The sequence below is a fragment of the Rohdeia mirabilis genome (assembly GCA_007750655.1).
Taxonomy (GTDB): Bacteria; Planctomycetota; UBA1135; order UBA1135.
Genome location: CP036290.1, coordinates 3,508,480 through 3,531,608, shown reverse-complemented (window position 1 = coordinate 3,531,608; position 23,129 = coordinate 3,508,480). Strand labels below are relative to the sequence as shown.

Here is a 23,129-nt window from a genome sequence, read left to right as displayed (position 1 = left end):
CCGAGCGTTCAGTCCGTGGCCTGGATGCGCCCGATGGCGCGTCGCACGAGAGATCGCGGCAGACAGCGGACGCCGACGACACAGAGCTTGTTGAAGAGCCCGGGGACGACGACGACGCGTCCGCGCTCGAGGCCCGCGAGCCCCGCCTCGACCACGGGGAGCGCCTGCATCGCGACGCGGTCGAGAAGGCCGGATCGCGGACGTCCGGCGACGTCGCGGAACTCGGTCTCGGTCGGACCCGGGCACAGTGCGCTGGCGCGCACGCCCGTGCCCTCGAGTTCGACGGCGAGGGCCTCGGTGAAGTGCAGGACGTAGGCCTTGCTGGCGTAGTAGACGCCCAGTCCGGCACCCGGCATGAAGGCCGCTGTCGACGCGACGTTCAGGATTGCGCCGCGACGGCGGGCGAGCAGCGCCGGGAGGAAGCGGTGCGTGAGGTCGGTCAGGACCGAAGCGTTGAGCCGCAGCATGTCGAGCTGGCGATCGCGGTCGAGCGCGGCGAACGCACCCTGTGTGCCGAAGCCGGCGTTGTTGACGAGGAGCTCGACCTCGATGCCGGCGGCGGCGCAGTGCTCGACCAGACGCTCCGCGGCGTTCGGCGCGAGCAGGTCGAGACCGACCACTTCGACCCGTCGTCCAGTCGAATCGGTGATGCGTCGCGCCAGCGCCTCGAGGCGTTCGATTCGCCGCGCGACGAGCACCACGTCCTGACCGCGGGCCGCGAGGGCCAGCGCGAACTGCTCGCCGAGGCCCGCCGAGGCACCGGTCACCAGGGCCCACCCGCGTTGCTCTTCCATACGTGTCGCGACCGACGCGTCGTCCGCCGCTGGTCGACAGGCTACCCTCCACGACCATCCGCGCCGCCAGAACGCAGGCACAGCGCGCCACCGCCATGCACCACGTCCCGCTCATGCTCCACCGCTTCGGGCTCCGGCTCGTTCTCCTGTTCACCGTCGTCGGGGCGTGCCTCGCGCCGTCGTTCGGTGGCCCGCGGGCGGACCAGCAGGACGCGCCGTCCACCGGAGCCGAAGTCGCCACCGACGCTCCCGACCGGATCCGCAACTCGCTCTTCGCGAGCCCGCTCTACTTCGGCGAGTCGCCGCCCGAGGTCCGTGCGGTCCGGCACGTGCAGCTCGTGCACGTGGACGCGCTGGGTGCCGCGCGCAACGTGGATCGGACGCTGGAGGAAGCGCTCGAGCTGGCGCGCTCTCTGCGCCGGGCGCTGCTCGACGGCGCGGACTTCTCGGCCGTCGCGCGCCGCTACTCGAGCGCACCCGACGCGCCGCTCGGTGGCGTGCTCGGTTCCTTCCCGCCGGGCGTGCTGCAGGAGGACCTCGACGCCTTCCTCTTCTCGGCCGATCTGGGCCAGATCTCCGAACCGATCGCGACGCCGACCGGTATCCACGTGCTGCAGCGCATCGAGCGTCTCGCCGGCTGTCGCGTGCTCCTCGTGGCCGGATCGACGGACGAGTCACGCGTCCGCGCCGAGAGTCTGCGCGCCGTCATCGCGGACGGCGCCGACTTCGCCGAGGTGGCCGCCGCGGAGTCGGAAGATCCGGTCTCGGCCGCGCGCGGGGGAGCGCTCGCGGTGTTCGAGCGCGGACCCGCCGATCGCCTGGTGAAGGCTGCGGTCTTCGAGCTCGAGGTCGGCGAAGTGTCCGCGCCCATCGACACGCCCTACGGCTGGTACCTGGTGCAGCGCGTGCCGGTCGACGACATCCCGAAGGAGCTCGCCGAGAACAACTGGTACGAGTTCCGCGGCCTCGCGCTCCTGCACTCCGAGCACACGCTGCCGCTGCCGCTGCCGGACCGCACGTCGACCGAGGCGGCCGAGTTGGCCAGCGAACTCGGTGAACGCCTGGCGGCCGGAGCCGACCTCGGCGATCTGGCGGTCGAGCTCGACGACGATCCTTCGGGTGGACGCGAGCGCCGCGGATACATCGGGTGGGTCCACCGTCGCCAGCCCTCTCTGCCGCCCTTCATGCACGAGGCGTTCCGACTCGAACCCGGCGGCCTGCTCGGGCCCCAGGCGACGAACGTGGGTTGGGTCTTCGTCGAACGCCTGCGCTAGTGGTGTGATTCGCTCTGTTGGGGCATTTCGGCGTTCCGTACGGGATGCGATGCAAGGCGCGCCGACGACTCGACTTCGCTGTGAGTCTCGGAGGAGGCGCAACGCAGCAGCGCGCCCGTACGGGACGATGGAAATGCCCCAAGAGAGCGAATCACACCACTAGTCAGGGACGCCCGTCGTGGTCGAGCGCGAATCCGTCGCGCTACTCCGCGTCGCCCTCGGTCGTGAAGCTGCCCTCGTCGTCGAAGCCCCAGGTGCCTTCGACGACGGCGTAGCGGATCCCGATGATGTCGAGCAGCCAGTCGAGCGGCCCGAGGTTCGGGAAGATCCACTCGGACGTGGGCACGGTGTTCGGCTGCTGCGCGTCCGACGCGTTCTCGTAGGCCGTGTCGATCGCACGACGGGGCAGGTCGAACGACAGGATCGTCAGCGACAGCCCGGACGAGCGGAACGTGCCGGAAGTCTGCGTGGTGCGGTCGAAGGACACGCTCGCGCAGGACGAGCCCACGAGGAGAGCGGCACAGGCGGCGGCGAGTCGGACGGTCTGGACCTGGTTCACGCTGGGACGATAGCCCGCCCGCGGGCCGCGCGGCCAGCCTTCGGCGCCGCGGTCGTCCCGTCGGGCGCGCACCGCGGACTAGAATCTCTCCGATGCCCCCTCCGCCGCCCATCGAGAGCTCCGTCGCGGGTCGTCGCGACGCGCGGCGGCAGTACGCCGTCGAGCTCGCGGACGCCCTACGCGTCCACTTCGGCGACGGACCCGCGGCGCGCCTGTTCTTCGCGCCGGGTCGCGTGAACCTGATGGGCGCCCACCTGGACTACAACGGCGGGCCGGTCATGCCGATGCCGGTCGACCGCGGGACCCTCGTCGCCGCGCGGCCCAACGGACTGGGTCGCGTGCGCCTGGCCTCCCTGCGCGAGCCGGGTGTCTTCGACTCGGACGCGCTGCCGACCACCGTCACGGGGGCCTGGTACGACTACCCGATCGGCGTGCTCGCGCAGTACCGGGCGGCCGATCGCCCCGGTTCGAGCGAGGGACTCGACCTCGTCTTCGGCGGCGACCTCCCGATCGGGGCGGGGCTCTCGTCCTCGGCGTCGATCTGCGTCGCGACGGCACTCGCGCTGCACGGCTGTTCGGGCGAGCGGGTCCCGCTCGGTACCGCCGAGCGCGTCGGACCGAAGCTCGGCCTGCAGCTGGTCGAGGAGGCGCTCCAGGCCGAGCGCGGCCACGTCGGCGTGCAGTGCGGGATCATGGACCCGTTCGCGGTGGGGCTCGGGCGGCCGGGTCACCTGTTGTGGCTCGACTGCCGCGATCGCAGTCACGAACACGTTCCGCTCGACACCGAGCGCTACTTGGTGGGGATCGTCGACACCGGTGTGCGACGCGAGCTCGCGGCGGGAGCGTTCAACGAGCGCGTCGCTCAGTGCGCGGCGCTCTTCGACCAGCTGCGTTCGACCGACGCGAGCGAAGCGTGGTTGTGCGACGTGCCGCGTGCGCGCTTCGACGACGCGCTCGGTGGTCTCTCGGACGAGCTCGTCCGCCGCGGACGTCACGTCTTCGGCGAACTCGAGCGCACCCACGCGGCGCGCACGGCGCTGGTGCGCGGGGACGTGGCCGGGTTCGGTCGCGCGATGACCGCATCGCACGAGTCCTTGCGCGACGACTACCAGGTCTCGACACCCGAGCTCGACACGTTGGTCGATGCCGCCACCGCCGTTCCGGGCGTGCTCGGGTCGCGTCTCACCGGGGCCGGGTTCGGCGGGTGCACGGTCGTCCTGCTCGAGCGCGAGGCCCGGGACGAACTCGTCGAAGCGGTCGGTCGGGCCTACCGCGCGCGCTTCGGCCGCGAACCCGTGACCGAGTTCTTCGGTGGCGGCGACGGGCCACACGAACTGGGCTGACACGTCCGTCGCGGACGCGCGCCCCGGGCTGCTTCAGCGCGCGCGACTCTCGAGCGTACGTCGCGCTCCGCCCTCGAGCAGGCCGTGCGCACTCGACCCCGACCCGTCGAATGCCCAGGGCGACTCGCCGTCGAAGTGCAGCAGGAGCACCGTCGCGGGATCGTTGGCGAGGCGGCGCAGGGGCGGTGTCCGTCCGTCCGCGTAGCGCGCACCACGCGAGAGGCGGACCTCGTCGATCCGACCCGCGAAGAACGACGTGCCGCGTCCACGCCCGTCGACGTCGGCTCCGACCACCAGCGGGAGGCTGTTGGTGCGGCGCGCGCCGGAACCCGCTGCGCGTCCGCGGACCACACCGTCCACGAGGATGCGCACCTCGGCTCCGTCGAACACGCCCGCGACGTGGTGCCAGGTCCCGACCGCGAGGGGCGGGCCGCTGGCTTCGGCGGTCACGTAGTCACCGTCCAGATGGACCGAGAATGTGGGACGGCCGCCGCTGACGAACAGTCCGTACTCGCTGCCCTCGGTCTTCGCCACGAGTCCCTGTCGCGCCCGGAACGCGTCGGCCTTCATCCAGCACTCGAGCGTGAACGGACCGTCGGGCAGCTCGATGCGGTCGCTCGGGATGCGCACCTGACCGTCACGGCCGTCGAGGTCGAGGACGCGTTCGCTCGTCCCGCGCGCGGCGGGTGCGAGCTCGAGCAGTTCGACCGGGACCGGGAACGTCCGAACGGGCAGGGGGAAGACCGCGTCCTCGGTCTCGATCCGCGCCTCGATCTGGACCGTCGGGAGCGAACGCAGTGGGGAGCGTGCCTCGTGCTGCAGCGCGAAGGCGACGCGTGTGGTCTCGCGCGGGCCGAGCACGGTGTGCTGGTGGTCGGCCGACACGAACCACTGGTCGGATGCCACGAGCGACGTGGTGAGAGAGAGCCGGCGGTCCGTCGGATTCTCGAACTCGTGGACCAGCGCGCCGGTGACGGCGGAGCCGCGCGCCTTCGGCCGCTCGACCACGCGACCGGGCAGCCAGTCGTCCACGCGCCGCACGTCCTCCATCACTTCGCCGGTCAGCGCGCGCACGTCGATCGCCGTGCCGACGGGAAAGGCAGCCACTTCGAGGCCCGCGTCGCGCACGGTCACCAGGTGGTACTCGTGGAGGAAGCCGCCGCGCGGGATCTCCCGTTCGAGGTGTCCTCCGACGGCGGCCAGAGTGAAGTACTCGATCCCGTCGCGCACGCCGTCGTAGCGCATGCGGTGGATGTGCCCGGCGAAGACGGCGCGCACGTTGCCGGCGCGGGCCAGACGTGCGTGCACCCGTTCCCAGTCGTTGCCGTAGCGCTCGGCGATCCAGCGCGGATGGTGGAGGAAGACGAAGACGTGGCGCGCGTCCGCCGTCCGCTCGAGCGTCGCGTCGAGCCAGGCGAGCTGGGCCTCGCTCATGCGTTGGCTCGCGTGGTCGCTGATGCTGCGCCGACCCGTGTCGGGATCGCCTTCGTCGGTGTAGAGCACCACGAACCAACAGCCCTTGTGCTCGAACGCGTACCAGAGCGGACCGAAGTGCTGTTCGTAGTCGGACTCGTGCTCCTCTGCCGGTCGCCCCGCGCCGCGCCAGTAGATGTCGTGGTTACCTGCCACGGGGAACCAGGGCATGCGCAGCCGACCCATGATCCCGCGGAACTCGCGCATCTCCTCCAGCCACGGGTCGCGCTCGTTGTAGCCCTCGACCAGGTCGCCGACCGTCATCACGAGGTCCGGGCCGATCAGGTTCACGTCCGCGACGGCCTGTTCGAGCACCGCGATCCCTTCGCGCGGGCCGCCGGTGCGATCGCCGAAGACGGCGAACGTGAAGGCGTCCTCCTCGGTCGGGAGCGGGAGGACGACAGGGCTCCTGCGGTCGGTGACGAAGCGCTCGTCGCCACCGACCGCAGCCTCGTCGTCGGGGCCCGACGCGTCGTGCGTCTCGTCGGCGACGGTGAGCGCCGTCGTGAGGCCGAGAACGCTCACCGAGGAGGCGAGCGAGGTGCCGGCGAGCACGAGCGCGAGCGCCGCGGCGCGCACCACGTTCGCGAGCGCGTCGTCAAGGGTGGAGGAGCGGTGTGTGGTGGGCATCGTGCGGGGGCCCGAGCGACCGCTCCCCAGGGGTGGGCACTGGAGCGAGTGCGTCGCGCAAGGCGGGTCGTCGCGACGGACTCAGTCCTCGTCGGGCGGAGGGAAGTAGGAGATCTCGCCGATACCGACGGGACCCTCTAGCCCTTCCGGGTGCTCGTGGACGCTCAAGACGTCGATCCGCAGACCGCGGACCTTGTCGCGCGCACCGATCTCGAGGTGTCCGAACAGGTTGGTGTCGGCGGGCATCTCGACCTCGAACTCGTCGCGACCGTTGACGGTGACGCGCAGCCGCTTCGGAAGGACCACGGGCGCCGCGTTGTTGGGCTGGAGATGCGCGATCTCGATGCGCCCACCCTTGAAGTACTCGTTCCACGCGAGCGACACGAACGGCGTCCGGTCGCCAGCGGCCGCGAGCCAGCCAGACGTGAGGGTCCCGTCGGCCGCGTACTTGGCGGCCCGGTCCTCGTCGAAGAAGCTCGACGCTCGGACGCGCATCTCCTGGCCGAGGAAGAGATTCCTCGAGAGGTTGCGCGCGATCTGGAGGAGCCGCGTCTGGTCGCCACGTCGCGCTCGGAGCTCGAGCGGTGCGGAGGTGAGTTCCACCTCGCCCTCGTCGGCGTGGGGCGACTGGATCCGCACGACCGCTCGCACCGAGTAGGTCCCTTGCCGCGCGAACTCGTGCTCGTACACGTAGCGGTTCGCGCTCATGTCCTCCTCGGTCCGCCACAGGAGCTCCGGATCGCCGATGCCCGGACCCGAGTCCACCCAGTACTCGACGCTGCGCACGTCGAGGCCACCGAGCGTCCCACCGGACTCGACGCCGTACTCCTTCGACTCAGCCTCGCCGAAGGACGAGATCCAGATGCGCAGCGGGTTCTCGCCGAAGCCGCGCAGGGAGACCATCGCCGTGGGGTCGTCCTCGCCGAAGCTCTGGTCCGACGACTTCTTGCCGCCGCCCGTGGACGGCGCATTGGACGTGGCGCGCTTCAGGAACAGCAGCGCGAACGATGTCTGCTCAGGGCTGTGCCAGCTTCCGCTTCCGGTCTGCTGTTCGACCAACCAGGTCGCGCCAGCCTCGTACCAAGGAACGTCGCCGATGGTGTCGATCTCCAGGTAGGCACCGACTCGTTCGACCGCGTAGAGGTAGTAGTAGATCCACGCGCCCGGTTGTCCGGGGTTGTCGCTGGCCGTGAAGCGCGCCGCGAGCCAGCGCAGCGCCGCCTCGCGGTGCGTGACCCAGCTCGACGTGTTGCGCTTGGACTGCTCGGAGCACAGGAAGAGGGTCGCAACGCCCGCGGCGGTCATGGATCCACTCGGCGGGCGCGCCTCGACGTACGAAATGCCGGCCTCCGGACGCGAACCGCGCACGTTCCGCTCCTGGACGGACATCGTGTAGTCGGCGATGCCGCGCCAGACCTTCTGCGGCACGTCGTACCCGGCGAGCGCCGCGTTGCGCAGCGCCATCGCGGCGTACTGCACGTTCGACATGTCGATCACGCGGTCGGGGTAGGCGAAGCCGCCGTTCGGCTCCTGGTACTCGATCAACATCTCGACGTACTTCCCGATGCGCTCGCGGAGTCGCGCGTCGAGCTCCTTCTCCCGCGCATCGAGTCGTTCGAGCAGCTCGAGATAGGCGATGATCGTGACCGCGACCTCGTACGTGTAGTAGGGCTCGATCGCCATCAGGTAGGCGGTCGCGCGGCGGATGGCCGGGTGTCCGGCGTCCACGTCGCACTCGAGCAATGCTTGCATGCACAGAGCGGTCTGACCGGCCTGGTAGCGGGGGCGGTGCAGATACCACGAGCCGTCGAGTTCCTGTTCGTCGAGCAGGTTCAGGACGCCGCGATCGATGGCTTCGTTGACCCGCTCGCGCAGGGCTTGGGCGGGAGCGAGGGCGACGAGGCTCCAGAACACCAGGGCGGACGCGACGATCGATCGAAGGTTGGGACGCATGTATCGGGGTCGAGGAGGGGAGGCGACGAGTGTACGCGAGGCCGGCGAGGCCGTCAGCGCCGCGCCGAGGTCCCGCCGGCGTCCAGCGTTCCGCAGGTCATTCGGCGAGTTCCAGGAGCACCTGCAGTCGCATGAAGTCCACTTCCTCCACGCGGACGTCGATCGCGTGGCCCTCCGTGAAGGACTTGAAGCGGCGGCCGCGCGTGGCGGTGAGCGTGGCTCCCTCCACCTTGATGCGGTCGCCCAGCCGCCGCGCGGGCAGGAAGCCGTGCACGTTGAAGTCGATCAGGCGCACCTCGAGCCCGGCCCGGGAGACGCGGGTCACTTTCGCCGTCAGCTTCGAGCCGATGTGGGGCTCCATGTATTGACAGATCTTGAGGTCGAAGATGGCGGTCGAGGCCATCTGCGCCGTGTCGGCCTGGACCGAGGAGTGCCCGGCGGTCTGGTTCAGGTCGGCGATGAATGCGTCGGCCTTCAGTTCCTCAGCGGCCTCGTCGCCACGGGCCGCCAGGTCGTGCAACCAACGGTGGACGACCAGATCGGGGTAGCGGCGGATGGGTGAGGTGAAGTGCAGGTACGCCTCGCGCGCGAGGCCCCAATGCTTCGCGACGTCCTCGTGGTCGCGCACTTCGTAGTAGGCGCGCTCGACGAGACCCATGATCCGTTGGATGAGTGCCTCCGCGTTCGACTTCTTGCGCGCGGCTCGGATCAGGCGTCCGACGTCGCGACCGGTGAGGCGGTCCTTCTCCGGGACGCGGATGCCGTGTTGCGCGAGGCTCTTCGCGACGGCTGCGATCTCCTCCGGGTCCTTCTCGGGGTGGACGCGGTAGATGGTGGGGAGGCCGCGGTCGCGGAAGTGGTCGCCGACGCACTGGTTCGCCGCGAGCGCCGTCTCCTCGATCAGCGTCATCGACGCATGGCGTTCGGCGTCGACGATCGCGACGACTTCGCCCGCCTCGTCGAACACGACCTTCTGCTCGTTCGACTGGATGCGCAGCGAACCCTTCGCGTCGCGCACGCGCTGTTGGACCTTCGTCCACTCGGAGAGCAGCTCGAGCGACGGACGCAGGAATTCGAGAGCGGCGAGCCCCGGTTCGTTCGCGCCGTCGAGGAACGCCTGGACCTCGCGGTAGGTGTTGCGCCTCACCGAGCGGATGACGCTCTTGTGAATGCGTTGGTCGACGCGACGACCGTCGGCGTCGAACACCATGTAGACGGAGAAGGCCAGGCGGTCGCGCTCGGGAACCAAGGAGCACAGTCCGTTCGAGAGCTGCTCGGGCAGCATCGGGACGACCTGGTCCGCCAGGTACACGCTGGTCGCTCGCGCGAGCGCCTCGTCGTCGAGCTTGGTCCCCGGGCGCACGTAGTGCGAGACGTCCGCGATGTGCACGCCCAACTCGATGCGCCCGTCCGCGAGGCGCGCGATCTCGATGGCGTCGTCGAAGTCCTTCGCGTCGTCGCCGTCGATGGTGAAGATCGTGCGACCGCGGAGGTCGATGCGACCTTCGAGATCCTCTGGCCGCGGGTCGGAGGGCAGGCTGGCGACCTCGGCCTCGACGTCGTCGGGGAAGACCGTGCGCACGCGGAAGGAGTGCAGCAGCTGCATCTCCTCGGAGTCGGTGTCGCGGTAGGGCGGCGGGCCGTGGTCCATCGGTCCGAACGCGCGCGGTCGGGCGTCCACCCGCTCGCGGGCGAACCGGTCGGGCTCGAGACCGTCCTCGAGGTGCGAGGTGTCCACGTGGGCGCCCTCGTCCTCGACGTGCCAGCCGCGTTCGGACTCCGGATCCGGCGCAGGTGTGGGCTCGTCGCCCTTCGAGCGCATGAGGTCCTTGAAGTTCTTGAACGTGCCGCCGTCGTCGTTTCCCGCTGCCATGAGGCCCGTGAGACTACCCCAGCCGGACGGTCGCGCTCGCGTTCGGGGCGTACCGAGCACCTACGAAGACGCCCCCGTGACCGAATCGGTCACAGGGGCGTCGTCGTTGCGCGAGGCCGTCGGGAGCGAGAATCAGTACTCGGAGTCGCTCGCTCCGACGGGCGACTCGCTCGGGACGATCAGGCGCTCACGGGCCACGTCCAGGACGAGGCGGCCAGCGGGCTCCGAGCGCAGGCGAGCGCCCCAGTCGGACTCGAGCAGATCGAGCGCCGAGGCGGGTGAGCCGGAGAACAGCAGGTTGATCGCCAGGATCAGACGTGCGTCGCTGTCGGCGGGATGCTCGGCCAGGTAGAGCTCGGCCACCGCGAGTTGGCGATCGAAGGCCCGCGGCTCGCTGTAGAACTCGCGCTTGTCGACCTCCGTGCGAGCCAGGAGCGGATCGTCCTGGAGGGCGCGCCGCATGGCGTCGGCCGCCGATCCGTAGTCGCCCACCGCGAACAGCGCGTCCGCCAGCAGCACCTTCAGCACCGGTTCGTCGGGAGCCAGTTCGACCGCCTTGGCGTAGGAGTCGACGGCGTCGTCGTAGCGGGCGTCGCGGAACGCGCGGTCACCGAGAGTGAGGTAGCGGTCGGCCGCGACGGCGAGGCGCTCCTGTTCAGGAGCAACCGTCGGAACGCCGCCGCCACCGGAGCCGACGACAACCGTTTCGGTGGGTTGGACGACCACGGGTGTCGTCTCGACGTAGACCGGTTGCTCGACCACGATCACCTCGGGGCTCGACTCGACCACGATCACGTCGGGTCCGTTGTCGTAGTACGCGGCGGCGTAGGGCGAGTAGCCCCACGACCACGAACCGTACGAGCCGAGGTACCAGTTCGAGATGCCGCAGTAGCCGAGGGCGTAGCCGCCGTACCACGGGTAGGTGCCGTAGATCGGGTGGTGCAGCCAGAGCGGCTTCAGGTACCCGCCGTAGCCCGGCCATCCGAAGCTGAACCCGAAGCCGAAGCCCCAGGACGAGTTCCACCAGCCGCCGCCGTAGCAGTACGAGCTGTAGTAGTGGTGGTGGTGGACGTGGTGGTAGAGGTCGTCCTGCAGGTGGTGCACGTCGCTCGCACCCAGTCCGAGCGACGGGTCGCCGAGCGGGGTCGGGCCGGACGTTCCGCCGGGCGCGGTGCCACCGGGCGCGACGCCGCCGCCGAGCAGACTCTTGCGGTACGCCTCTTCGCGGGCGGAGAGTTTCCGGGCAGCGACGACGGCGTCGCCGCGCGGGTTCTCGAGCCGCCAGCTCGGGCCGCGCTCGTAGGCGAGGGCGGCGCCGTTCGCGCGGGTCGGGTACGCGGCGCGACGGGGTGCCGCCGCGCGCTCGTCCGTGGCCAGGCGCTCGAGCGAGGAGCGCAGGTCCGGCGCACCCGCGCTCGCCGAGCGGTAGCGGGCCGCCAGCGCGTCGAGACTGCTGTCGGCACGGCGGTCGCGCTGCAAGGCGTCTGTGAGGCGCGCGGCCGACGGCGAGTCGCCGTCCACGCCGGCGAGGCGTTCGAGCGTCGATCGGAAGCGCGGGGCGCGGAGGTCGGGGACCTCCGTCAGCACGTCGGTCGCGGGGCGCGGAACACTGCCCCGGCTGGGGCGCGAGTAGACGGTGGATGAGATCGACGCCTGGCTGGGGGCGGGATCGATGCGACCGCTCGAGATCGGAGCCGCGCTCCCGGAGCCGGGGGCGCTGACCGGAGTCGGCGGGGTGTACGGACGGACGCCGACGCTGCCGCTCGAGGACGAGCGGATCGGCGCGGGCGTGATCGAGCCGGACGAGCTGCTCGAGGAGGGACGGTAGGAGCCGCCGGAGCTGGAACTCGAGCTCGACGGACGGATGACCGGAGCCGGGCGCGACGACGGCGCGGGGCCTGAACTCGGGCGGGAGCTCGGCGTCGGGCGCGCGCTGGGCGTCGGTCGCGAGACCGGTGCGGGCCGCGCTGCCGGTGCGGGCCGGGGGCTGGGTGCCGGCCGCGCACTGGGCGCGGGGCGCGAGCTGGGCGCCGGGCGTGCACTCGGCGCGGGGCGCGAGGTGGGGCGGGAACTCTGGGCCTCGGCGGTCGGTGCCGCGGGGATCAGGAACGCCAGGAGCGCGAGCAGGGTCAGGACGATGCGCATGGGATATCTCCGGGGGGGAGCGATGAACCACCCTACCGTGCAAGGACCGTTCCAGGGCCTTCGCGAGGGCGAGGCGGGGTCGAGCAGCAGGACCGTCCTCGGCGGAGGACAGGACGCGAACGGGCTCGCTCGCCGCCCGCCGCTCGACGCCAGCACCTAGTCCGCCGCCAGAGGAAGCACGACCTGCCAGGCGTCGCCGAGCTGGAGCAGGTAGGGAGGGCCCGGGCTGGTGGACGCGGGTGAGGACGCGGAGCCCAGTGTTTCGAGGGCCTCGACCAGGGCGCCCGACCGGTGCGGATCCACGTCGGTCGCCAGAGCCGGTCCTGGGCGCGGGGCCTCGAACCCCGCAGGCGCGTCGCGTCCGGGTGCGAGTCTCACGAGGACCGCGGTGAAGCGAGCCCGGTCGTCGAGTTCGAACACCGCGTCGGAGCCGTCCGCCAGAGCGAGGTCCAGAGTCGCGAGAAGTCGGTCCGCTCGCTCGAGCACGAGGTCGAGATCGGTGTGTGGGGCGTCGAACGCGTGCCGACGCCAGGAACGTTCCGGCACGCGCGCGATGCGGTAGATCGTCGTGCTCGGGCCGGGGTCCTCGTCCACCGTTCGCGGCGGCTCGACCGCGAACAGAGCGTCCAGATAGAACGCGCGCGGATCGATGCGTTCGAACGTCTCGGTGTAGGTGTCGTGCTCGGTCGTGACCGAGACGCTCGCGGGGAGGCGGCGCGTCGGGTGCTCGTAGCGGCCGAAGCCGACGAGGTGCACCAACAGCTCGTCCTCCCGGAGCACGTCGATCTCGAGCCGGTCGTCCTCGGCCGGAGGCGTCGCACGCAGATCGAGCTCGCCCGCGATCGCGTCGTCGATTTGCGCGCTCCACGTTCCAGCGCCCGTGTCCTCCCACTCGAAACCGTCGGGCCACAAGAGCGCGGCGCGGTAGGCGGCGTCGACGGCTGCGTGTTCGAGCGCGGCGCGCGCGTGCACGGCGGTCCGTTCCGCCGCGGTCAGTTCCACGGGCTCGAGTTCCCCCGCGTCGAGGAACCACAACCGGTCACCGAAGCGCTGGTGGCGCGTGCGGTGCGCGGGTCCCAGCTCCGGTCGCGCGACGTCCGTGCGGCTGCGATCGGGGAAGACCCAGCGGCGCGTCGTGCGCAGTGCGAAGGCCGCCGTGCCGTCGACACGTTCGGGGACGTCGATCCGACCGTCGACCCGCAGTCCGCGCATGCCCGCCACCGGCGCGGGCGCAGCCGGTGCGGACTTCGCTCTCGCCGAGTCGATCGGCCCGTCGAGCGCCGACTCGTCGCTGGCGGTGTCCGCGGTCCTCGGGTTCGACGGCAGCGAGAACGGCACGTCACCGTCGGGCGCGGGCGGGGGAGCGTCGTCGCAGCCGCACACGAGCGCTGTCAGCGCCACCAACAGGGCGACTCTCGCACGTCTCACGAGCGAGCTCCGACGCGCTCGGTCAACACGCGCACCGCGGCCTCGAGCGTCTCGCGGCGCTTGGCGAAGCAGAAACGGATCAGGTGCCGACCGTCCCTCGGATCCGCGTAGAAGCTCGAGCCGGGCACCGTTGCGACGCCGCCGTCGCGTACGAGTTCGTGGGCGTACGACACGTCGTCGAGGTCGGTCACGCCGCGGATGTCACACATGGCGTAGTAGGCGCCGGCCGGCACGAACACGCGATAGCCGGCCGCTTCGAGGGCGGGGACCAACAGGTCGCGGCGCGCGGTGTAGTCCTTCCCGAGTCCCGCGAAGTAGTCAGGGCCGAAGTCGAGGGCTTCCGCGGCCGCTTCCTGCAGCGGCGCGGGCGCTCCCACGGTGAGGAAGTCGTGCACCTTGCGGATGGCGCCCGTCGCACCGGGCTCCGCGATCGCCCATCCGATGCGCCAACCGGTCGCGCTCCAGGTCTTCGACAAGCCGCTGATCGTGATCGTGCGCTCGGCCATGCCGTCGAGCGTGGCGAGCGACACGTGACGCGCGTCGCCGTAGAGGATGTACTCGTAGATCTCGTCCGTGATCGCGATCAGGTCGTGCTCGCGGCAGAGGGCGGCGATCACCTCCAACTCGTCGCGCCCGAAGACCGCGCCCGTCGGGTTGTGCGGCGTGTTCACGACGATCGCTCGGGTGCGTGGCGTGATCGCTGCACGCAGTTCGTCGGCGTCGAACGACCAGTCCGGTTCGCGCAGGCGCACGAAGCGCGGCACCGCGCCGGAGAGGATGCAGTCGGGCCCGTAGTTCTCGTAGAAGGGCTCGAAGATCACCACTTCGTCGCCCGGATCGAGCACCGCGAGCAGGGCGGCGATCATCGCTTCGGTCGCTCCGCAGCAGACCGTGACGTGTGCGTCGGGGTCCACGCCGCCCGTGCCCGCGAAGAGTCCGTTGTAGGCCGTCGCGCGGCGTGCGATCGCCTGGCGCAGGGCCGGCGCGCCCCACGTGACCGCGTACTGATTGACGTCCTGCGCGATCGCTCGCGCCGCCGCGTCCTTCATCGCCAGCGGCGCCGGGAAGTCCGGAAAGCCCTGGGCCAGATTGATGCCGCCGTGCTCGCGGCACACGCGCGACATCTCGCGGATGACGGACTCGGTGAAGCGTGCAGCCTTGCGCGACGGACGGATCGACATGCACCCAGTCTAGTGGTGTGATTCGCTCTCTCGGGGCGCGGTCCCCCCCGATGTCGGCAGCGTCCCGTCGGGCGCGCTCCTGCGTCAGGCCTCCTTCGAGACTCGAGAGCCCGGTGCTCATGGAAGAGGGGGCGAGTCGCCTGTGCCACGCATCGCATCCCGTACGGAACGCCGAAACGCCTCGACAGAGCGAATCACACCACTCGTGTCGCAACCGGTCACCGACCGAGTCGCCGGTCCACGACTCGCCCGTGCGCCCGTGCGCGCGGAATGCCTAGGGCAGGCCGTAGGCCCACTCGCGCCAGCGTTCCGTGTCCTCGCCCCAGTTGCGTCCCGACAGGACCGCCAGCTCGGACCGCACGGCCGTCTGCAGATTGCGATTCTTCAGCTCCTGCCAGGCCGCGAAGAGCGTGCGAGCCGCCTCGCCGCGCGCCGTCTCGTCGTCGGTCGCGATGCGGCGGATCGCCTTGGCCGCCGCGAGAGCCACCATCGTGGCCGGGTCGTACAGCGAGTCGCGCAGCGCGATGATGTCGTCGCGATCGCCGATCACCAGCAACGTCGCGGCCGCCTGGGCGCGCACGCTGTCCCAACTGTCCAGGAGCGCGAGTCGCACGGATCCGTGGATGGACTCGGTCGGTGCTCCCGCCTCGGCCAGGCGCTTGATCGCGTAGGCCGCGTTGTTGCGCGTCCAACCCTCGGGCGCGAGCTCGAGTTTGCGCCCCAAGGGCTCCATCGGCGTCTCGATGTCCGCCAAGAGGCCGAGGCCGAGGAGCGCGGCGTCGATCACCTCGACGCGCGGGTCGTCCATGGCAGCGACCAGGAGTCCCGTGGCGCGCGGATCGGCCGAGAACCCCAGCGTCGCGGCTGCGATCGAGCGGTTGCGCGCGTTGCCGCCCGTGAGTTCGCGCTCGAGCAGGCCGAAGTGGTTGCGCGACTGGATCTTCAGGTACTCCTCGAGGCGCCGGCACATGCGTTGGTCGGTCTGGTCGGCGGAGAGCAGCAGCTCGTTCCAGCGCTTGAGCTGTCCATCCAGATCGGCCAGTACCGCACCCGGGTCGCGACCGTCGTTGAGCGCGATCGGCCGGTTCGACAACTCACCGACCTCGATCGGGTACGACGCCAGTTCGTCCTCGGTCAGCTGGCGCCGGGTCGATCCGTCGTTGGGCGAGGCGCAGCCGATCAGGCAGGCGAGGCCGAAGGAGGCGACGGCGGAGCGGGCGCGTCCGAGGCGGGAGGATCGAAGATGGCTCATTGGGGGCGGGTACCGGCGGGCGCGACGGGTCGAAGGGGTGGCGATGGAGGGGAGGAGACGCCAGGAGGCTGGGCTGTCTTCCCCCATGGAGCCTGCGCCCTTCGCCCTCTTGACGCCAGAAAGTGCGGGCGCGGTCCCCGTGGGCCGGTCAGGATGGGTTCACCCGCCATGTCGATCCAGCTTCTCTCCACCCTCGCGCGCGAGCGCTTCGAGGAACTCGTCGCCGTCACCGACGAGGAGTCCGGTCTGCGGGCCTTCATCGCGATCCACGACACGAGCGCGGGGCCGGCGATCGGTGGCGTGCGGCGCTTCGACTACACCAGCGAATCGGCCGCTCTCGACGACTGCCTGCGGTTGGCGCGGGCCATGACCGCCAAGTGCATCCTCGCCGACCTGCCCGCGGGCGGCGGCAAGGCCGTGATCCTGGACGGACCGGACGTCGAGACGGAGCGCGCCTACCGGCTGTTCGGACGCCGCGTCGAGCAGCTCGGCGGCACCTACTACACCGGCCCCGACGTCGGCACCGGGCCGCGCGAGACCGCCTGGATGGCGTCCGAGACGCGCTTCGCGGCGGACCCCGGACCCGCGGGACCAGGGCTCCTCTCCCAGGCCACCGCCGCCGGCACGTTCGCAGGGATGGGGGTCGCGCTCGAACAGATCGACGGCGAGACCGACTGGTCGCGGCGGACCGTCGTGGTCCAGGGACTCGGGCAGGTCGGCTTCGAGCTGGCGCGGCGCCTGCGCGAGTGCGATGTGCGCGTCCTGGGCAGCGACCTCGATCCCGAACACGCTGCCCGGGCCGAACGCGAGCTCGGCGTCGAGATCGTCGAGTGCGGGTCCGAGTTCCGCATCGAGTGCGACGTCTTCTCGCCCAACGCGATGGGGGGCGTCCTGCACGACCTGAACCTGCGCAAGCTCGCCGCGCGCTGCGTCGTCGGCGCCGCGAACAACCCGCTCGCGTCCCTGGAGCACGGCGATCGACTCCACGCGGACGGGGTGCTCTTCGTGCCGGACTTCGTCGTGAACAGCGGAGCGCTCGTTCGTGGGACACTGTTCCACCTGGAGGGCCGCCGCGAGCCGCTCGAGCAGATCGAGGCTCGCATCGCCACCGCGACCCGAGCCATCATCGAGCGCTCGGACGCGGAAGACCTCCCTCCGGCGCGCGTCGCCGAGCGCGAGGTCTCCGATCGGCTGGCCCTGCGCCGGGCCGCCCGCTCCGTCACGGATCCGCTCCGTGCCCGCAGCGAGCCGCCCGGAGCGGCGCGCTCGAACCAACTCGAGGGTGCGCGCCCGAGCGCTCCTCTCGAACCCACGTCGGACGCCTGAGTCGCCGGGCGCCGACGGCCTCGACCCGCAGGGATGAAGATGTTCACACGCCGTCCGTTCGCAGCCTTCGCCACCGCAAGCGTGGCCTTCGCTCTCAGTGTTCCCACCTTCGGCGGTCTCGGACTCGCGGCTCCGCTCCAGGAGCCGGCCGAGGGAACGCCCGCCGAAGAATCCGCCGCCGACGAGCCCGAGCCCTACCGCCCGCCCTTCGAAGTGCGCCTGGGCGACGACTACCTGCCGCTCCTGGTCCCGCGTGGCGAGGTGCTGGAGTTCGTCGCACGCGTGGACGTGATCGGCATCAAGGCGGACGCGGGGCGCGTGTCGCTCAAGAGCGAGGTGCGCCCCTTCCAGGCCGGGTTGTTCGCACCGAAGGTCGAAGGCGCCGAGACCGCTTGGATCGAAGCGCGCGCCCTCGGCGAGTACGGCGTGTACTCGATGGACTCGCGCATCGAGAGTCTGTTCCAGCCCCAGGCCTGGCCGTCGCTCGTCCACCGCTTCACGCAGACGGGCACGGAACAGCGCAGGCGCGAGTTGCTCGTCGGCGTACGCGAGGAAGGCAGCGATCCTGTTCTCTCGTACCGCACCGACACGCGGACCGGCGCTCCGAAGGGCACGCGCATCTGGCGCGACCCTCGGTGGTACGACGTCCCGTTCGGCACGGTCGACACGGTGGGGGCCTCGTACGTCGTGCGCAGCATGATCCGCGACGACCGGCGCGTCGCCACGCTGAACACGCTCGACAAGGAGCGAGTCTGGGAGACCGCGCTGACCCTCGGCGCGGAGAGCTTCATGGAGACTCCCGCCGGCACGTTCAGGGTGCGCGAGGTCCACCTGGCCACGCGCCTGCTCTCGGATCGCGGTCAGGAGGCCGATCCCGAGGACGCCGACGAGGGTTTCAGCGGTCCGTTCGGGATCCGCGGGCACATCCGCATGTTCGTCGAGGCGTCGACCGGTATCCCGATCGCCGTGCGCGGCAGCGTCCCCGCCGGTCCGATCGACGTCGGCCTCCAGGTGCTCCTGACCGGGTACTCCGGAACGCCGCCCGAGTTCGCGCCCGCCGACGCCGCCGTGATCGAGGCGGCCGCGAAGGCGGAAGCGCAGGAGGCTGGTGGAGAGAAGGACACCGACGAAGAGGAAACGGTCGAGAAGGACGCGTCCCAGGGCGGTGGATCGGAAGGCGAGGACGCCTTTCGCGGGGAGTCGCGCGACCGGTCGAACGACGGCACGCCGGTGCGCGACCTGCGCTCGGGCGGCTGACCCGTGAGCGCGAGCCGCCGGTGAGGAACCACACAGCGGCGCTCCCCGTCGACGCCCACCTCGACGCGCTCCGGGCCGCGTTGCGCGAGCACGGTCGCGCGGTGCTGGTGGCGCCGACGGGTTCGGGCAAGAGCACGCGCGTCGCGCCGGCGTTGCTCGACGACGGAGTCCGCGGGCGCGAACGGGTCTGGTTGCTCCAGCCGCGCCGCGTGGCCGCGCGCGCCCTGGCCCGGCGCATCGCGTTCGAGCGCGGCTGCGAGGTCGGCACCGAGGTCGGCTACCGCGTGCGACTCGAGAAGGTCGAGCGCGCCGACACGCGACTGGTCGTCGCGACGACGGGTTCCTTCCTGGCCGAGCTCGCGCGCGATCCCGAGCTGAAAGGGACCCGGACGGTGATCCTCGACGAGTTCCACGAGCGCAGTCTCGAGGCCGATCTCGTGCTCGCCATGCTGCGCGAGCTGCGCGACGAGTTGGGCCTCGAAGTCGAGCTCCTGTGCATGTCGGCGACGCTCGCGGCCGAACCGGTCGCGCGCTTCCTGGGCGACGCGCCGGTGCTGCGGGCCGAGGGGCGCGCCTTCGACGTGCGTGTCGAACACCTGCCTGCCCTGGCGGGCGAGCGCGACGCGGACACGCTCGAACGCGCGGTCCGCGAGTGGCTCCTGCCCCAGGACGACACGGGCGACGCGCTCGTGTTCCTGCCGGGGGCGGGGGAGATCCGCCGCGCGCAGGAACGCGTCGGACCGCTGGCCGAGCGCCGCGGTTGGCAGGTCGTGCCGCTCTACGGCGAACTCTCGGCGGCCGAGCAGGACGCGGTCTTCGACGACGGTCCGCGGCCCAAACTGATCCTCGCGACCAACGTGGCCGAGACGTCGCTCACCCTGCCGCGGGTCACGCGCGTGATCGACACGGGTCAGGTTCGTCGCGCGCGTTTCGATCCCGAGCGCGGGCTGACGCGACTCGACGTCGAACGGGCCTCGCGCGCGTCGCTCGAACAGCGCAAGGGCCGTGCGGGTCGCGTGGCTCCGGGTCGTTGCCTGCGTCTGTTCACGCCGCAGGAGGAGCGCGCCTTCCCCGAGCGCGAGGAGCCCGAGGTGCACCGTACCGACCTCGCGGACGCCGTCCTGACTCTCGCGGCCCAGGGCGTGAACGCGCGCACCTTCGCCTGGTTCGAGGCGCCGCGGGCCGAGGCACTGGGCGGTGCCGAAGCGCTGCTCGACACGATCGGTGCGCTGCGCGCCGGACGCATCACGCCTTTCGGGACGCGCCTCGCGCGCATGCCGCTGCATCCCAGGCTCGGGGCCCTGCTCGCGTTCGGCGAGGAGTTCGGCTGTCCGATCGGCGCCGCGACCGCAGCCGCGCTGTTGAGCGAGCGCGATCCGTTCGAGCGGGTACCGCCACACCTGGTCGAGCAGGGTCGCGTGCCCGCGCCGCTCCCGCACGGGTCCGACGTGGCCGAAAGGGCGCGCGCGTTGGTGGCGTTCGAGCGCGGCGATCCGCTGCCGGCCGGTGTTCCCGAACTGCGGCGGGGACCGGCGCGCGGCGTCCTGGCCGTGCGCGACCGCTTGCTGTCGTCCGCGCTCGGACTGCGCGACGGGCGGCGAGCGGCGCGGACGGCGAACGAGGACGTGCACGATCTCGAGCGCGCGCTCGCGGCGGCGTTCGCCGACCGGCTGTGTGCGCGCCGGCAGCCAGGCTCACCCGGCGCGCGCTACCTGCCCGGCGGTGGCGTGACGCTCGCAGCGACGAGCGGCGTCGTCGAACCGGACCTGTTCGTCGCGATCGAGACGGCGCGCACCCGCGCGGGCAGCGACCCCAGCGTGCGCCTCGCCTCGATCGTCGAGCGCGAGTGGCTCGATCCCGAGCACTTCGAGACCGCGGTCGTGGTCGACTTCGACGCCGCGAACGAGCGCGTGGTCGAACGGCTCGAGGAGCGCTGGCGCGGGCTCGTCCTGTCGACGCGAGAAGCGGCCGGTCGCGCGGAGGCGGTCGATCTGGACCGCGTCATCGGAGCGGCGGCGCGGGCCCAGCCGCGGCGCGCGCTCGACCTCGACGACCGCGACGTGGCGCACTGGCTCGCGCGGCTCGAGTGCCTGCGCGCCTGGCGTCCGGATCTCGGTCTGCCAGAGATCGACGACGCGTTCCTCGGCGCGGTGGCCGAGCGCGCCGCCGCGGGCTGTCGCTCGTTCGCCCAGACGCGCCGCGCGCCGGTGCTCGACTGGCTGCGCGCGGAGCTCGCACCCGAGCAACAGCGCCAACTCGACTCGCTGGCGCCCTCCCACGTGCAGGTGCCCAGCGGCTCGCGCATCCGGCTGGCCTACGAGCGCGACCGCCCGCCGGTGCTCGCCGCGCGCATCCAGGAACTGTTCGGGCTCGGCTCCGCGCCGTCGGTGGCGGGCGGCAACGTCAAGGTGCTGTTCCACCTGCTCGCGCCGAACCACCGGCCCCAGCAAGTGACCGACGACCTGGCTTCGTTCTGGGCGAATGCCTACCACGACGTCCGCAGGGAGCTGAAGCGGCGCTACCCGCGGCACGCCTGGCCCGAGGACCCGCTGACCGCGACGCCGGAGCGGCGGCCGAAGCGCAAGCGGTAGGAGTCGCGGGCCTGTTGCCTGCGCGCCACGGTTGCGCCATCCTCGCGCCATGCTGGCGACGAACCTCGAAGGAAGTGCGATCGACGGAGCGGTGACCGCCGGCGCCATCGCCGTGGGTGCCGTCCTCTTTGCACTGGCACTGTTCGCGTTCGGCGTGATGTGGTTCATCGTCGTCTCGATGATCTCCCGCACGAGCGGCTGGGCAGCGCTCGGAGCGACCTACCGGCGCGGCGCCGGCGTGGACCCGCCGGGTCGCTGGCGCCGCGTGGGGTACGCGGAGATGCGCAAGGGCGCGCGCTACAAGGGCGTGCTGCGGATGGGGTCGGACGGCGAACACCTCCACCTCTCGGTCAATCGGTTGTTCTCCGCCGGCCATCCACAGCTCGCCGTGCCGTGGAGCGACGTTCGGATCGACGAGGTGAGCGATGGAGCCGGGCCCTCCTGGTTGCCGCGTGTCCTGCGCGGGGCGCCCATGGTGCGCCTCTCGATCGAGGGCGTCCCGCTGACCGTGCCGCGCGACGTCGTCCGCGCGCTGTTCGAGGACGCGGGCATGGCACCGCCCGCCTGAGGTTCAGCGGCGAGCGAGGGCCTTCAGGTCGACCCAGCGCTCGAAGAACCTCGGCTCTCCCGACGGGACGTCGAACCAGTACGTGAGTCGCGCGGGCACGGGAGCATCGTCCTCCCAGCGCGTGCTGGGGAGGTCCTGTGTGATGCGCAGGGTGCCCGATCCGCTCCACGGTCCCTCCGCGACCGTTGCCACGTGACCGTCGATGGCCACGGGGTTGGACGAGTCGTCCCGGATTCCGCTGCCGCCTTCTTCGTGCCAGTGCATGAGGTCGTGCAGCGCGACGTGCACACACACGGTGTTCGACTCCGCGGCCGTACCCCGCACGGCGACGACTTCGATCGCGAGGAAGGGGTCGTTCCACTCGGTCACCAGTGCCGTCCCGCCTGGGGTCTCGATGCGCTCGTCCGCTCGGCGCGCCGCGTGCGCCAGCTCGGTCGGCGTGAGGAAGAACGAGGGGACGGACGCGTCCGAAGCAGGCGTCGGGAACTTCGCCGCGACCGCCTCCGGTATCCACGCGTAGAAGTCGTAGGGCTGGTCGAGGCGCGGTCCGTACTGCTGGATGCGGCGGCGCCAGATGTACTGGGTCGGAACGAGGGCGAAGGCTTCGTGCCAGGCCGCGATCGCGCGCGCGAACCCCGGGCCGCTGCCGCCGGCTGTGTCGTAGGCGAGGCGCTCGGCCACGCCCGACCAGAAGACCTGGTCGCCGCGCCGTTCGTCACCGCTCGCGACCGCGCGCAGGGTCTCGAGGTCCGCCTGGGTCGGAGCCGCTCCGCTCCACAGGCAGCGCGAGATGGCCTCGAACAGCGGGCGTTCGGGGTCGTCCGGTGCCAGACGGTCGAGCTGCGCCAACTGCGGCGGCGGGACCTCGCGCGTGTCGATCGCGGTGGCCGGCTCGAGTCCTTCGAGAGCCGCCGCCAAGCCGTCGGCTCGCACGCCCGTCGCGACCACGATCCCGCTCGCGTCGACCAAGATCGCGTTGGGGATCGCGAAGGACCCCGTCAGGTTGAACGGGTCCCACAGGATCGGCCAGTCGATCCCCTGCCAGTCCGCCCAGAGCGCGGTGCGTTCACGGTGCTGCTCGCTCGCGATCGCCACGACCGCCAGCTCGCCGTTCGCGACCAGGTCCTTCGTCGTCGCGTGCCACACGGGCACGGAGCGTCGGCAGCCCGCTCACCAGCTGGCGAACTCGATCAGGAGCAGCGGCTTCCCCCTGAAGTCCCCAAGATCGATCGGCGTGAGGTCGCGCACGTCCGGCAGCCGCAACTCGCCCAACTCGGGTGTCGCCGCGTTCGCCGACTTCCAAGGGTTCGAACCCACGTCGATCGCGCGCTGCGCGCGGGCGAACGGGACGAACGCGAACGCCGCGACGAGCAGCGTCGCGACGGGGAGGAGGGCAGAGTGATCGACGAGCGACATGGCTGGGTTCTCGTTCGGGAGCGCGGGACGGCCGGCCGGACCGAGCGGTGCGGCGCGCCGAGGATA

The 23,129-nt window shown here is 71.4% G+C and carries 18 protein-coding genes; 7 read left to right on the top strand and 11 right to left on the bottom strand.

Going from position 1 to position 23,129, the window contains the following annotated elements:
• Positions 1 to 8: 8 nt before the first annotated feature.
• Positions 9 to 794 carry an SDR family NAD(P)-dependent oxidoreductase gene (locus Pla163_RS13145; protein WP_145189139.1) on the bottom strand — a complete coding sequence of 262 codons (786 nt, stop codon included), beginning with the start codon at positions 792 to 794 and terminating at the stop codon, positions 9 to 11.
• Positions 795 to 907: 113 nt separating this feature from the next.
• Between Pla163_RS13145 and Pla163_RS13140 the strand changes: the two genes are divergently transcribed.
• Positions 908 to 2,068, top strand: coding sequence for a peptidylprolyl isomerase (locus Pla163_RS13140; RefSeq protein ID WP_419185916.1), 1,161 nt, complete (start codon positions 908 to 910; stop codon positions 2,066 to 2,068).
• A 202-nt stretch (positions 2,069 to 2,270) separates the two neighbouring features.
• Here the strand turns inward: Pla163_RS13140 and Pla163_RS13135 are convergent, their stop codons facing one another.
• The gene (locus Pla163_RS13135; RefSeq protein WP_145189133.1) at positions 2,271 to 2,627 is read right to left on the bottom strand and encodes a hypothetical protein; all 357 of its coding nucleotides are present in this window, start codon (positions 2,625 to 2,627) and stop codon (positions 2,271 to 2,273) included.
• A gap of 92 nt (positions 2,628 to 2,719) precedes the next feature.
• On the opposite strand from Pla163_RS13135, the gene galK reads away from it, so the two are divergent.
• Positions 2,720 to 3,970 carry a galactokinase gene (gene galK, locus Pla163_RS13130; RefSeq protein WP_145189130.1) on the top strand — a complete coding sequence of 417 codons (1,251 nt, stop codon included), beginning with the start codon at positions 2,720 to 2,722 and terminating at the stop codon, positions 3,968 to 3,970.
• A 33-nt stretch (positions 3,971 to 4,003) separates the two neighbouring features.
• On the opposite strand, the gene Pla163_RS13125 is transcribed toward galK, so the two are convergent.
• From Pla163_RS13125 to Pla163_RS13110, 4 genes are all read right to left on the bottom strand, one after another.
• Positions 4,004 to 6,073, bottom strand: a complete 2,070-nt coding sequence (locus Pla163_RS13125; protein WP_145189126.1) for a LamG-like jellyroll fold domain-containing protein — start codon at positions 6,071 to 6,073, stop codon at positions 4,004 to 4,006.
• An 81-nt stretch (positions 6,074 to 6,154) separates the two neighbouring features.
• A complete protein-coding gene (locus tag Pla163_RS13120) occupies positions 6,155 to 8,026 on the bottom strand; it encodes a prenyltransferase/squalene oxidase repeat-containing protein (protein ID WP_145189123.1) in 1,872 nt (623 codons plus the stop codon).
• 97 nt (positions 8,027 to 8,123) lie between these two features.
• Entirely contained in the window at positions 8,124 to 9,899 is a 1,776-nt protein-coding gene (locus Pla163_RS13115) for a VacB/RNase II family 3'-5' exoribonuclease (RefSeq protein ID WP_145189120.1), read from the bottom strand.
• A 132-nt stretch (positions 9,900 to 10,031) separates the two neighbouring features.
• The gene (locus Pla163_RS13110) at positions 10,032 to 11,486 is read right to left on the bottom strand and encodes a tetratricopeptide repeat protein (RefSeq protein ID WP_145189117.1); all 1,455 of its coding nucleotides are present in this window, start codon (positions 11,484 to 11,486) and stop codon (positions 10,032 to 10,034) included.
• 49 nt (positions 11,487 to 11,535) lie between these two features.
• Between Pla163_RS13110 and Pla163_RS13105 the strand changes: the two genes are divergently transcribed.
• On the top strand, positions 11,536 to 11,727 hold the full coding sequence (locus tag Pla163_RS13105; protein WP_145189114.1) for a hypothetical protein: 192 nt from the start codon (positions 11,536 to 11,538) through the stop codon (positions 11,725 to 11,727).
• Positions 11,728 to 12,200: 473 nt separating this feature from the next.
• Here Pla163_RS13105 and Pla163_RS13100 read toward each other — a convergent pair whose 3' ends face one another.
• The 3 genes from Pla163_RS13100 to Pla163_RS13090 form a co-directional block, all read right to left on the bottom strand.
• Positions 12,201 to 13,472 (bottom strand): hypothetical protein, encoded by a 1,272-nt coding sequence (locus Pla163_RS13100; protein ID WP_145189111.1) that lies wholly within the window; start codon positions 13,470 to 13,472, stop codon positions 12,201 to 12,203.
• Positions 13,469 to 14,653: a pyridoxal phosphate-dependent aminotransferase gene (locus Pla163_RS13095; RefSeq protein WP_145189108.1), complete on the bottom strand. Its 1,185-nt coding sequence runs from the start codon at positions 14,651 to 14,653 to the stop codon at positions 13,469 to 13,471. The genes Pla163_RS13100 and Pla163_RS13095 overlap by 4 nt, the downstream gene beginning before the upstream one ends.
• A gap of 274 nt (positions 14,654 to 14,927) precedes the next feature.
• Entirely contained in the window at positions 14,928 to 15,905 is a 978-nt protein-coding gene (locus tag Pla163_RS13090; RefSeq protein WP_145189105.1) for a hypothetical protein, read from the bottom strand.
• Between the two features lie 168 nt (positions 15,906 to 16,073).
• Between Pla163_RS13090 and Pla163_RS13085 the strand changes: the two genes are divergently transcribed.
• From Pla163_RS13085 to Pla163_RS13070, 4 genes are read left to right on the top strand one after another with little or no spacing between them, the layout of a single operon-like run.
• The gene (locus Pla163_RS13085) at positions 16,074 to 17,231 is read left to right on the top strand and encodes a Glu/Leu/Phe/Val dehydrogenase dimerization domain-containing protein (protein WP_419185915.1); all 1,158 of its coding nucleotides are present in this window, start codon (positions 16,074 to 16,076) and stop codon (positions 17,229 to 17,231) included.
• A 33-nt stretch (positions 17,232 to 17,264) separates the two neighbouring features.
• Positions 17,265 to 18,488, top strand: coding sequence for a DUF3108 domain-containing protein (locus tag Pla163_RS13080; RefSeq protein WP_145189099.1), 1,224 nt, complete (start codon positions 17,265 to 17,267; stop codon positions 18,486 to 18,488).
• A 20-nt stretch (positions 18,489 to 18,508) separates the two neighbouring features.
• On the top strand, positions 18,509 to 21,079 hold the full coding sequence (locus Pla163_RS13075) for an ATP-dependent RNA helicase (RefSeq protein ID WP_419185914.1): 2,571 nt from the start codon (positions 18,509 to 18,511) through the stop codon (positions 21,077 to 21,079).
• Between the two features lie 49 nt (positions 21,080 to 21,128).
• Positions 21,129 to 21,647: a hypothetical protein gene (locus tag Pla163_RS13070; RefSeq protein WP_145189093.1), complete on the top strand. Its 519-nt coding sequence runs from the start codon at positions 21,129 to 21,131 to the stop codon at positions 21,645 to 21,647.
• A gap of 3 nt (positions 21,648 to 21,650) precedes the next feature.
• On the opposite strand, the gene Pla163_RS13065 is transcribed toward Pla163_RS13070, so the two are convergent.
• Positions 21,651 to 22,799 (bottom strand): TlpA family protein disulfide reductase, encoded by a 1,149-nt coding sequence (locus tag Pla163_RS13065; protein ID WP_145189090.1) that lies wholly within the window; start codon positions 22,797 to 22,799, stop codon positions 21,651 to 21,653.
• Between the two features lie 18 nt (positions 22,800 to 22,817).
• The gene (locus Pla163_RS13060; RefSeq protein ID WP_145189087.1) at positions 22,818 to 23,063 is read right to left on the bottom strand and encodes a thioredoxin domain-containing protein; all 246 of its coding nucleotides are present in this window, start codon (positions 23,061 to 23,063) and stop codon (positions 22,818 to 22,820) included.
• Positions 23,064 to 23,129: the final 66 nt, after the last annotated feature.

Excerpts from the sequence above, each read along its gene's own strand:
- Pla163_RS13090 (WP_145189105.1), bottom strand. The coding sequence starts at position 15,905 with ATGAGCCATCTTCGATCCTCCCGCCTCGGACGCGCCCGCTCCGCCGTC.
- Pla163_RS13070 (WP_145189093.1), top strand. The coding sequence starts at position 21,129 with ATGCTGGCGACGAACCTCGAAGGAAGTGCGATCGACGGAGCGGTGACC.
- Pla163_RS13060 (WP_145189087.1), bottom strand. The coding sequence starts at position 23,063 with ATGTCGCTCGTCGATCACTCTGCCCTCCTCCCCGTCGCGACGCTGCTC.
- galK (WP_145189130.1), top strand. The coding sequence starts at position 2,720 with ATGCCCCCTCCGCCGCCCATCGAGAGCTCCGTCGCGGGTCGTCGCGAC.
- Pla163_RS13115 (WP_145189120.1), bottom strand. The coding sequence starts at position 9,899 with ATGGCAGCGGGAAACGACGACGGCGGCACGTTCAAGAACTTCAAGGAC.
- Pla163_RS13085 (WP_419185915.1), top strand. The coding sequence starts at position 16,074 with ATGTCGATCCAGCTTCTCTCCACCCTCGCGCGCGAGCGCTTCGAGGAA.
- Pla163_RS13095 (WP_145189108.1), bottom strand. The coding sequence starts at position 14,653 with ATGTCGATCCGTCCGTCGCGCAAGGCTGCACGCTTCACCGAGTCCGTC.
- Pla163_RS13145 (WP_145189139.1), bottom strand. The coding sequence starts at position 794 with ATGGAAGAGCAACGCGGGTGGGCCCTGGTGACCGGTGCCTCGGCGGGC.
- Pla163_RS13080 (WP_145189099.1), top strand. The coding sequence starts at position 17,265 with ATGAAGATGTTCACACGCCGTCCGTTCGCAGCCTTCGCCACCGCAAGC.
- Pla163_RS13120 (WP_145189123.1), bottom strand. The coding sequence starts at position 8,026 with ATGCGTCCCAACCTTCGATCGATCGTCGCGTCCGCCCTGGTGTTCTGG.
- Pla163_RS13140 (WP_419185916.1), top strand. The coding sequence starts at position 908 with ATGCTCCACCGCTTCGGGCTCCGGCTCGTTCTCCTGTTCACCGTCGTC.
- Pla163_RS13125 (WP_145189126.1), bottom strand. The coding sequence starts at position 6,073 with ATGCCCACCACACACCGCTCCTCCACCCTTGACGACGCGCTCGCGAAC.